Below are 9,658 nucleotides of genomic sequence, written 5' to 3' on the forward strand. Positions count from 1 at the left end.
CGGGGCTCACCCGCGATCGGGCCGCGGCCTCCGGCGGCGCTGCTCGTCCCAACCGGCTCGCCTCAAGGCCGTTTCCAACTGCAGGAGGTGCTGATGGAGAGGCAGGAGATCGGGTTGATGGCGGGGCCAGCCGGCCGCGAAGGCCCGACGCCCGATCCCTTCGAGCGCCCCCCGCGCCGTGCGGGGATCCCGGGGCCGCAGGCGAAAGATCCTTCGCCCCAGCTCGACGAAAAGAACGCGCCGGGCGCGCAGGAGGCGCTGCCGCACCCCGCGCCCGGTCGTGGCGCTGGCCATGCTATTTCCCGATCCCACTCAGCCTGCCCCCTACCCCCGGAGGAGCCATCGCTCCCCCGAGGGTAGGGGTGGCGCCCTCCCTCCCGAGCGCCCTTCGCTTACTCCTCGCCGGAAAGCGCTGGGATGGCGGTGAGGACGTTCGCCTCTCCCGCCTCCCCAATGGCGAATAGCCGGGCCGCAACTGTAGCCATGACGGGCCACTCTTGGGCGCGGCGGGCGTGCTCGGCCGCCCGCAGGTACGCCGACCGGACACTCACCTTCAGGTACCGTTGGACCCCCATGGTCTCGCCCCCGCGGCTTCCGCATCGAGGAAGGCGCGGTACGCGCAACGCAAGGCGATCCCTGGACGACCCCGGCCGGAACGGGAGCCAGACCGCCGCAACAGGCCACACGACCACCGGTGGAAGCAGCCCCCACTCCGCTCGGGACTTCCTCCGACCGCTTGGCTCTGCCATTTCCCCCTCCGCCTCTCCGGGACGCATCACCGGAAAGGCAAGCGCCATGCCGCAACCCTCCGCGGGAAGCCGCGGCGCAAGTGACTGCAGGTAAAGGCGTTAGCGGGAACGCATCAAAGAAGGGTGGAGGAGGAGGGGCAGGGGAGTTCCGAGGTGAACCAGGCTGTTTCCGAAACGAAACAGGCTCAGGGCCCAGATGGCTCGATCCGGTAGGCCTTCATCTTCCGCCAGAGGGTGGTTCTCCCGATGCCGAGGGCCCGCGCGGCGAGGCTCAGGTTGCCGTTGAGCTCCCGGATCCGGCGCACGATCAGCTCCCGCTCCATCTCCTCGAGCGTCCCGGGCGCAGGCCGGGACCCGTCCCCTTGGGGCCGCGAGCCGCTCCGGAGGGCCTCCGGGAGCTCCTCCGGACGGATCAGGGGTCCCGTGGTGAAGGCCACCGCCTGCTCGACGGCGTTTTCCAGCTCCCGGATGTTCCCGGGGAAGTCGTAGGCCTGGAGGAGGGCCAGGGCCTCCGGGCTGAAGCCCTGCACCGGCTTGGCCGAGCGACGGCTCGCGACGCCAAGGAAGTGGTGCGCCAGGAGGGGGATGTCTCCCCGACGGCTCCGCAAGGGCGGCAGGTGGAGGGCCACGACGTTCAGCCGGTAGTAGAGGTCCTCCCGAAAAGCCTTCTCCCGGATGGCCGTGGTCAGGTCCCGGTTGGTGGCGGCCAGGATGCGAACGTCCACCCGGATCGGCCGGTTATCCCCGAGGCGACGGATGACCCGGTCCTCCAGGACCCGGAGGAGTTTGGCCTGGATGCCCGGAGGGGTGTCTCCCACCTCGTCAAAAAAGAAGGTGCCCGCGTGCGCTTCTTCCAGAAGACCTTTCCGGCTGGCCACGGCTCCGGTGAAGGCGCCCTTGATGTGGCCGAACAGCTCGCTCTCCAGGAGCTGCTCCGGGAAGGCCGCACAGTTGACCGAGACGAAGGGCTTGTTGGCCCGGAGGGAGCGGGCATGGACGGCCCGAGCCACGAGCTCCTTGCCCGTCCCGCTCTCGCCGGTGATGAGGACCGTGCTGTCCGTCACGGCGACCCGGGCGGCCTTCGCCAGGACCGCCTGCATCGCCGGGCTCTGCCCCAGGAGCTGCTCGAAGCCGATCCGGCTCTTCAGGTCCTCCCGCAGGAGCCGGACTTCGGTGGTGAGGCGCGCCTTCTCGAGGGCGTTCCGGACTCGGGTCAGGATCTCCTCCGCCTGGAACGGCTTGGTAACGAAGTCGAACGCCCCCAGCCGCATCGCCTCCACGGCCGCCTCGATGCTGCCATAGGCCGTCATGACGATGACCTCGGTCTGGGGCGCACCCTTCTTGACTGCCGCCAGGACCTCCAGGCCCCCCATCGGGACCATCTTCAGATCGGTCATGATCAGGTCGTAGATCTCCCGCTCCAGGCGGACCAGGGCCTCCGTCCCTCCGGAAGCCTCCTCGACGTCGTACCCTTCCCGCTTCAGGCTGATGGCCAGGCTCCGCCGCATCCCGGGCTCGTCGTCAACGACCAGGATCCGTGGCATCGGCACGTCCCTCCCGAAGCGGCAGGAGGATCCGGGCCAGCGCCCCGCCCGCCGGCCCTTCCTCCAGCGCTAAGGTCCCCCCATGTTCTTCCACGATGCGGCGGGCGATGGATAGCCCGAGGCCCGTGCCGTCCGGCTTGGTGGTGAAGAAGGGTTCGAAGAGCCGCCCCTCCGCGTGCGGGGGCAGGCCCGGCCCGGTATCGCTGATTTCCAGGCACAGCCAGTGCTCCCCGTCGGAACCCGGCCGCAGGGTGGCCCGGGTGCGAAGGCATCCGCCCCCGGGCATCGCCTGGGCCGCGTTCAGGTAAAGGTTCCAGAGGACCTGACTGATCTGGTGGGGGTCCAGCCCCAGGCGCGGGAGGGCGGGATCCAGGACCGTCTCGAAGCGGACGCCCCGCTGACAGCGCTCATCCTGCTCCAGTGCCAGCAGCACATCCTTGATCAGCGCGGGCAGATCGGTTTCCTGCAGCGCGAGCGGCCGGGGTCGGCCGTACATCAGGAAGTCCGAAACGATCTCATTGAGGCGCCCGGCCTCGCGGCGGATGATCTCCAGGAGCTCCGCGTCCTCCCCCCGAAGATCCAGGCTGCGCTGCAGCGTTTCCGTCGCGTGGCTGATGGCCCCCAGCGGGTTGCGCGTCTCGTGGGCGATGCCGGCCGCCAGCTCGCCCACGGCCGCCAACCGGGCAGATCGGACCCGCTCCGCCTGGGCGGCCAGCAGGTCCTCGTGCGCCTTGCGGAGGGTCTCGTAGAGCCGGGCGTTCTGAATGGCGATGGCCGCCTGATCGGCGAACGACGTCAGGTACGCCAGGTCGTCCGGGCTGTACTGCCGGGAGCCAGTCGAGTAGAACGCCAGAACCCCGACGACCTCCTCCCGAACCTTGATCGGAAGTCCCAGGTAGCTCACGAACTCAAATCCCCGATCCCGATGGCTCAAGAGCTTCCGGGGATCGCCCCGGGTGTCGGCGACGAAGATCGGTTGCCCGCTCGCGGCTACGCTCCCCGAGAAGCTGGCTCCCAGAGGAATCTGGAAGCCGGCGGGGGTGGAGCCCCCCGCACTACCTCCCGGCCAAAGGGCCTGGGCATCCCGGTCCACCAGGAACGCGGTCACGAACGGGACCCCGGCGATCCGGGAGGCTTCCTCCACAATCCGCCCGAGAATCACCCTCAGGTCCAGCCCGGCCATGACCGATTGGGTGGCCCGCAGCAGGGCCGCCAGCTCCTCGCTCCGGCGCACGGCGGCGTCGTGCAGGCGCGCGTTCTTCAGCGCGATGGCCGCGTGGGAGGCGAGCGTAGTCAGGGTTTCCACCTGTTCTTCGGTGAAGGAGTCCGAGCGGCGGTTGGCCACCCAGAGGATGCCCAGAATCTCTCCCTGGTGCAGGAGCGGGACGGCCGCCGCCGCTTTGATCCCTTCTCGTCGCACCCGGTCGTCGTAGCGATGGCGGAACCGGAAGTCGCCCAGGTAGTCGGTGGTCACGAAGGTCTCCCCCGTCTCCAGGACCTTCCCCCCAAGGCCCTGGCCGGGGAGGACCCGGAGGTTCATGAGCGCAGGGGTGGGGCTCCCGGCGGTCGCGACGACTGTGGCCACCTTGGCTTCCGGGTCGTAGGGGGCGATTGCGGCAGTGTCGCTCCCCACCAGCTCCCGGGCGTGGCGGACGATGGCCTGGAGCACGTCGGCGAGGCGGAGGCTCGAAGAGACCTGGCGACTCGTCTCGAAGAGGGCCTGGAGCGATTCGGCCATCCTGTTGAAGGCGGCGGCGACCTCCCCCAGCTCGTCACCGGAGGAGACCGGGATGCGGCGGGCAAGCTTTCCCCGCGCCAGCTCCCGGGCTGCCCTGGCCAACTCCTGCATCGGGAGGGCAACCCGTCGCCCCTGGAAGAAGGCCAGCCCGACCCCGGCCAGCAACGCCAGCATCCCCAGGAGGAGAATGGAGTTGCCGGTTTGCCGGATTCCCCGAAGGGGCTCCTCGAGCGAGATGGCCAGGCGCGCAATGGCGCGGCGCGCATTCACGACCAGGACCGGGGAGGCGAACTCCATGGCCCGGGTCCCGTCCTCCAGCCGAACCTCCCGCACCCGGGGGGCCTCCACCCGCAGCGCCGCGAGGCCGGCCGGATCATCCAGCACCCGCCCGACTTGGTCAGGGTCGCTGTGGACCCGGACGCGGCCGTCCAGGTTCAGGAGCATGGCGTAGCGAATGTCGGGGCGGCTGGCGATGCTCCGGACCGCCCCCTGGAGGCTCAGGAAATCATCCGCCACGATTCCCTGGACACTGCTGAACGCGAAGAGCTGGACGAGGTGCATCCCCTCCTTCCGGACCTGAGCCAGCAGGGCCCGCTCCTGCACAAGGAGGACGCTGGGAAGGAGGATGGCGAAGAGGAGGGTGACCGAGAGGGTGAGCTGAAGGGCAAACTTCTGCCGGAGGCTCAGGCGGGAATACCGCGCGCGCATCCATCTCACGGCGGCCCCCGGGGGACAGCCAGAGCAGGCACCATGCCGATAAGGGGAGTGAGCAGCGCGAAGAGGAGAGGGGTGCGCGCCCGGAAGGTGTCCCTCTCATAGCCCGGACCGGTGCCCCTGTCAAGACCCAAGCTGCTTGACAGGCTCCCGGGGCGGGTGGTAAGAGGCGGGCACACCCGCGTTCGAGCCCCTGTCATGGCGCCAGCGGCCTGGAGGGAGGCCGCGTGCACCTGCCGGTCCACTGCTGCGTGCCCCGGTCGGCCGAGGAGGATCTCAAGGCCTCCCGACAACAGGCGGACTCCGCGCGGGCGACCCGCCGGTTCTTCGCCGAGCGGGCGCGCGCCTCCGTGGACTTCGTCTCCTTCTTCTCCCAGTCCAGCGCGAACGACGGGGTGTTCCACCTCCTTACGGACCTCTGATGGATCCCTGGCCGCCGCCCGGCCCGGCGGACCGCCAGCCCCTGGCGAGCCTGTTCGCTCTCTGGCGCGACCCGACTGTCCGGGCCCGCCTGCGGCGGCTGCGGCGGCACGTCCCGGCCAGGAGCGTGGTCGCGGTGGCAGGGCCCGGAAGCGGGCTCCTGGCGCTCGACCTGGCGCGGGCCGGAGCCCGGCAGGTCTCCGTGCTGGGGGGAGGGTCGCTTTCCCCGTTCGGCAGGGCGCTCGCCGCCAGTTCTCGCGGCCGCGTCCGGTGCCTCTCTCCAATGGGGCAGCGGCTGGCGGCGCCCGCAGACCTCATTCTCCTGGATCCCGGAGGCGCCGCCCCGGTCTGGTCCCTGCCGCTCTGGGCCGTGGCCGCCTGGGCCCGCTGCGGCGGCCCCGCGACGCGGGTCGTTCCCCCTTGCCTCCGCCTCGCGCTCGCGCCGACACAGGATCCGATCCTGCACGGGGCAGCCGCAGCATTCTGGCGACGGGGACTCGCGGGGGTACGGCTGCGCTGCGCCGCGAGAGCCCTGCTGCAGACCCCGATCCTCACCCGGGCCGCGCGGATGGACTGGCTGGCGCCGCCGGTGATGGTCCGGTACCCGCTCGCGGGCCTGGCCCGCTTGCGGATCCGCGCGTCCTTCCGCATCACCGGCGAGGGTCCGCTGACGGGCGTCGCCCTCCGGGCGAGCCCGCCGGACGGGGGGCCCGAGCGCGTGACGGCCCAGGAGCAGGGCCTGCTACTTCCCCTGCCCGAAGCCATGCCGGTCGGACGGGGGAGCCTGGTCCGTACAGAGATCACCTGGGAACCGGGGCGGGCGGGGGGGAGGTGGGAGTGGAGGTGGGCGGTCGAGGGCGCGGGGGGAGCGTGGAAGCGGGGGAGGAGGGTACATGGCACGGGCGAGGCGCAAGGGGGGAAAGCGCGAGCGGCCCGGTGGGCGGGCGGGCGGAGCGGCGAGGGTCATCCTGGAGCGAACGATTCGGATCCCCGAGCCGATTGAGGGGATCTACCGGGACGAGGTGGAGGCGGCGCTCGCCTGTGTGCGGTACCTGCATGACTTCCTGCGCGCCGCCGAAGAGGCCGGCACCGTCGGCCGGGGTCGGGACCGCGACAGAGACCGGGATCGGGAGAGAGACCGAGACCGCGATCGGGATCGCGATCGCGACCGGGATCGATAGGGCGCAGCCCCAGGAGGAGGAGCGAATGATGACCAGACTCCGGCGAGGGGTGCTCGTTCCCCTCGCGACGCTGGCAGCCGGCCTTGCCTTTCTGGGCCCCACCCGGGCTGAGGGGGCATCACTCCTGTATGCGCTGGATAGCAACCCGCGAACCCTCGATCCGGCCAAGAGTGACATCAGCACCGCCAACATCGTCATCTGGCACCTGACGGAGAGCCTGGTGGCCGCGGATGCCGACGGGACCATCCGTCCCGCGCTGGCCACCGCGTGGACCGTCAGCGACGACGGACGGACCTGGACCTTCCGCCTCCGGGAGGGGGTCCGGTTCCACGATGGGACCCCGTTTGACGCCGGGGCGGTCCGGTTCAATTTCCTGCGGCAGATGGCGCCGGCGCCGACGGGGCCGGGCAAGACCCTCCCGTATCTCTACGGCGAGTTCCTCGAGATCGTGGACCGGGTGGAGGCTCTGGACGCCCGCACGGTCCGTCTGGTCCTCAAGCACCCCTACGGTCCCCTCCTGAACACGATGGCCAACAACTACGGGCCGATGGCCTTCGTGAGCCCCGCCGCCTACGGCCAGGAGGGAGAGACGTACGGGAAGCGGCCGGTGGGGACAGGTCCCTTCAAGTTCGAGCGGTGGGTGGAGAGGCAGGAGATCGTTCTGGAAGCCAACCGGGACTACTGGGCGGGACCGCCCCGCCTGGAGCGGGTGACCTTCGTCATCGTCCCGGATGCCGCAGAGCGGGTCCGGCGGCTCCTGGACGGGGGAGTGCACGTCATCACCGACTTCAGCCCGCACGAAGTGGAGCGGATCGCGGCGACACCCACACTGGAATTCCTTCCGGTCGCCCGACCGCGCGTCGAGTACCTAGGGATCTCGAACCACCTGAAGCCGTACACCGACGCCCGGGTCCGGCGCGCGGTGGCCCACGCCATCAACGTGGACCGGACGGTCCTGTATCTCACCCGGGGGACGGCGATCCCGGCCCACGGTCCCATGCCTCCCGGGGTGGGCGGGTACGACCCGACGGCACGCCAGGCCTCCTACGACCCCGTCCGGGCCCGCGCCCTCCTCGCCGAGGCCGGTCTCCCCCAGGGCTTCCGGACGAGTCTGATGACCTACGCCTTCATCCCGGGCCGCCTCGAGCTAGGCCGGGCCATCCAGGCCGACCTCGAGAAGGTGGGGATCCAGGTGGATTTCATCCCGGCCCGGAACTGGGATGAGGTATATGCCGTCCTGGAGCGGGACATCCCGCTCCTCTTCACCGACGGCTGGACCGCGGACTTCATGGATCCAGACAACGTCCTGTTCACCCTCTTCTACTCCAAATCCCCGAGCAACTACACCAAGTACCGGAACCCGGAGGTGGACGCCCTGCTCCTGCGGGCCCGGAAGAGCGCCCGGGAGGAGGAGCGCACAGCCCTCTACCAGGAGATCCAGCGGCGCGTGGTGGGAGAGGCCCCCTCGATCTTCCTGAGCCACCCCTACGTCCTGGCCGCCCACGCCAAGACGGTCCGGGGGCTCACCCTGAACATGCTGAAGCGCCCCGTGGACCGCCTGCGGGACGTCGAGGTCAGCCCCTAGGTCCGGCGGCGCAGCGGAAGGGGCGGCGACTCCGCGGCGTCCGGATCACGCCGGACCAGGTGACTCGGCAGCCCGGGCCCTGCTCCCTGAGCGCCAGGTGGAGGCGGACGGTCGTCGCCCGTCCGACCCGGCGGGCGCAGGGAAGCGGGAGGAAGGCGGGCCGCCACGTCGTCCCCTGCCGGCTCGACAGAACGAGGCCCGGGACGAGCTCGGCCTCAAAGGTGACGACAAATCCGGCAAGCGGGCCCCGCCGGAGCCCGTGGAAGGTGACGGCCCCGGCCACGCGCGGCGGCGGGCCGACCCTCCCGCCCAGGTCCAGGTCCCAGATGACGGCAGGGGGGGCGAGACAGGATTCGTCATCCCAGCGGATCTTGTAGATCCGCCGGCAGGCGTGAGGGGTCCCTCGCCCCGCCGCACCCACCAGCCTGCGCCAGGGGGTAAGCACCTCCCGCGAGAAGGCGGGAAGCGCGACGGGAGCCACGAGGATCCGGAGGCGGCGGGGGAGGACCCGGCCGCCGGGTTTCAGGTGCCTCCGGCGCGCGCCCCGGACGATGGCCCCGAGACCCTCCTCCAGGCCCAGGTGGCCGATCGTCTCGGTGATCAGGAGGTCGGCCCGCTCCGGGAACCGGATGGCCCTGGCGTCCCCCTCGACGACCCGGACCCGCGATCCGACGCCGTTCTCGCGAGCCACCGCGGCTGCGACCGCCGCCAGGGCGGTCCGCTCCACGGCATAGATTCGCCGGGCTCCGGCCCGGGCGGCCAGCACCGCCAGCACCCCGGTCCCGCTCCCCACCTCCAGGACGACATCCCCCGGACGCACCGCCGCCTGGATCGCGGCGGCGAGAGCGGCCACCCGCGGCCCGTCCTCGAGCAGCACGCGATGTTGCAACAGGTGCGGAAACGGCTTGCAGATGCCTCCGAGGTCCACTTCGGCCCACTCCACCTGCTCCTCCGTGCCCATCTGGCACCCTTCTTGCCACGCGAGAAGCGTGAGGGCCCGGCGGGGGTGCCCGAGTTCCGGGGAAAGCTTAACTCTTCGAATTTCCTCTGGTACAGCAACCCGCCCCGTCCGGATTCGCGCCGGGAGATCGGGTTGACAATGGGGAGGGGATGCTTTAGGGTCGGCCTAACTTACCACGGAGAGGGGAAGGGGCAAACCGGCGCTGGCGAAGGGGCGGGAGGCCATGGAGAAGCGAGAGAAGGAGAAGGCGCTGGACGTCGCGATCGCGCAGATCGAGAAGCTGTACGGCAGGGGCTCCATTATGAAAATGGGGGACAAGGGAGCCCTGGAGCCCATCGCCGCCGTCTCCACGGGGTCCCTGGAGCTGGATGCGGCCCTCGGCGTGGGGGGACTGCCCCGAGGGCGGGTCGTGGAGATTTTCGGCCCCGAGGCGTCGGGGAAGACCACCCTGGCGCTGCACGTCATCGCCGAGGCCCAGCGGGCCGGCGGCGCGGCCGCCTTCGTGGACGCCGAGCACGCGCTGGACCCCAAGTACGCCGAGACGCTGGGGGTGAAGACGGATGAGCTGCTCATCTCCCAGCCGGACACGGGGGAGCAGGCCCTGGACATCACGGAGGTCCTGGTGCGCAGCGGGGCCATTGATGTGGTGGTGATCGACTCGGTGGCCGCCCTGGTCCCCCGGGCCGAGATCGAGGGGGAGATGGGGGATGCGCACATGGGCCTGCAGGCCCGCCTCATGTCCCAGGCCCTCCGGAAGCTGACGGGC

The 9,658-nt window shown here is 70.8% G+C and carries 9 protein-coding genes; 4 read left to right on the plus strand and 5 right to left on the minus strand.

Going from position 1 to position 9,658, the window contains the following annotated elements; all coding sequences use genetic code 11:
- Positions 1–6: 6 nt before the first annotated feature.
- The 4 genes from VGT06_10610 to VGT06_10625 all read right to left on the minus strand — a co-directional run bounded on the left by VGT06_10610 (position 7) and on the right by VGT06_10625 (position 4,739).
- Positions 7–294, minus strand: coding sequence for a hypothetical protein (locus VGT06_10610; GenBank protein HEV8663573.1), 288 nt, complete (start codon positions 292–294; stop codon positions 7–9).
- Between the two features lie 98 nt (positions 295–392).
- Positions 393–575: a hypothetical protein gene (locus VGT06_10615; protein ID HEV8663574.1), complete on the minus strand. Its 183-nt coding sequence runs from the start codon at positions 573–575 to the stop codon at positions 393–395.
- Between the two features lie 359 nt (positions 576–934).
- A complete protein-coding gene (locus tag VGT06_10620; protein ID HEV8663575.1) occupies positions 935–2,293 on the minus strand; it encodes a sigma-54 dependent transcriptional regulator in 1,359 nt (452 codons plus the stop codon).
- On the minus strand, positions 2,271–4,739 hold the full coding sequence (locus VGT06_10625) for a GAF domain-containing protein (GenBank protein HEV8663576.1): 2,469 nt from the start codon (positions 4,737–4,739) through the stop codon (positions 2,271–2,273). The genes VGT06_10620 and VGT06_10625 overlap by 23 nt, the downstream gene beginning before the upstream one ends.
- Before the next feature lie 233 nt (positions 4,740–4,972).
- Between VGT06_10625 and VGT06_10630 the strand changes: the two genes are divergently transcribed.
- From VGT06_10630 to VGT06_10640, 3 genes are all read left to right on the plus strand, one after another.
- On the plus strand, positions 4,973–5,167 hold the full coding sequence (locus VGT06_10630) for a hypothetical protein (protein ID HEV8663577.1): 195 nt from the start codon (positions 4,973–4,975) through the stop codon (positions 5,165–5,167).
- Entirely contained in the window at positions 5,167–6,168 is a 1,002-nt protein-coding gene (locus VGT06_10635) for a hypothetical protein (GenBank protein HEV8663578.1), read from the plus strand. The genes VGT06_10630 and VGT06_10635 overlap by 1 nt, the downstream gene beginning before the upstream one ends.
- 203 nt (positions 6,169–6,371) lie before the next feature.
- Positions 6,372–7,931, plus strand: coding sequence for an ABC transporter substrate-binding protein (locus VGT06_10640; GenBank protein ID HEV8663579.1), 1,560 nt, complete (start codon positions 6,372–6,374; stop codon positions 7,929–7,931).
- On the opposite strand, the gene VGT06_10645 is transcribed toward VGT06_10640, so the two are convergent.
- A complete protein-coding gene (locus VGT06_10645) occupies positions 7,921–8,892 on the minus strand; it encodes a methyltransferase domain-containing protein (GenBank protein ID HEV8663580.1) in 972 nt (323 codons plus the stop codon). The genes VGT06_10640 and VGT06_10645 overlap by 11 nt on opposite strands.
- Positions 8,893–9,115: 223 nt before the next feature.
- On the opposite strand from VGT06_10645, the gene VGT06_10650 reads away from it, so the two are divergent.
- The coding region (locus VGT06_10650) for an ATPase domain-containing protein (GenBank protein HEV8663581.1) at positions 9,116–9,658 on the plus strand (543 nt) is incomplete at its 3' end.

This window comes from Candidatus Methylomirabilis sp. (assembly GCA_036000645.1).
GTDB lineage: Bacteria > Methylomirabilota > Methylomirabilia > Methylomirabilales > JACPAU01 > JACPAU01.

Coding starts and splice junctions, on each gene's coding strand:
- VGT06_10610 (HEV8663573.1), bottom strand. CDS start 294: ATGGCCAGCGCCACGACCGGGCGCGGGGTGCGGCAGCGCCTCCTGCGC.
- VGT06_10615 (HEV8663574.1), bottom strand. CDS start 575: ATGGGGGTCCAACGGTACCTGAAGGTGAGTGTCCGGTCGGCGTACCTG.
- VGT06_10620 (HEV8663575.1), bottom strand. CDS start 2,293: ATGCCACGGATCCTGGTCGTTGACGACGAGCCCGGGATGCGGCGGAGC.
- VGT06_10625 (HEV8663576.1), bottom strand. CDS start 4,739: ATGCGCGCGCGGTATTCCCGCCTGAGCCTCCGGCAGAAGTTTGCCCTT.
- VGT06_10635 (HEV8663578.1), top strand. CDS start 5,167: ATGGATCCCTGGCCGCCGCCCGGCCCGGCGGACCGCCAGCCCCTGGCG.
- VGT06_10640 (HEV8663579.1), top strand. CDS start 6,372: ATGATGACCAGACTCCGGCGAGGGGTGCTCGTTCCCCTCGCGACGCTG.
- VGT06_10645 (HEV8663580.1), bottom strand. CDS start 8,892: ATGGGCACGGAGGAGCAGGTGGAGTGGGCCGAAGTGGACCTCGGAGGC.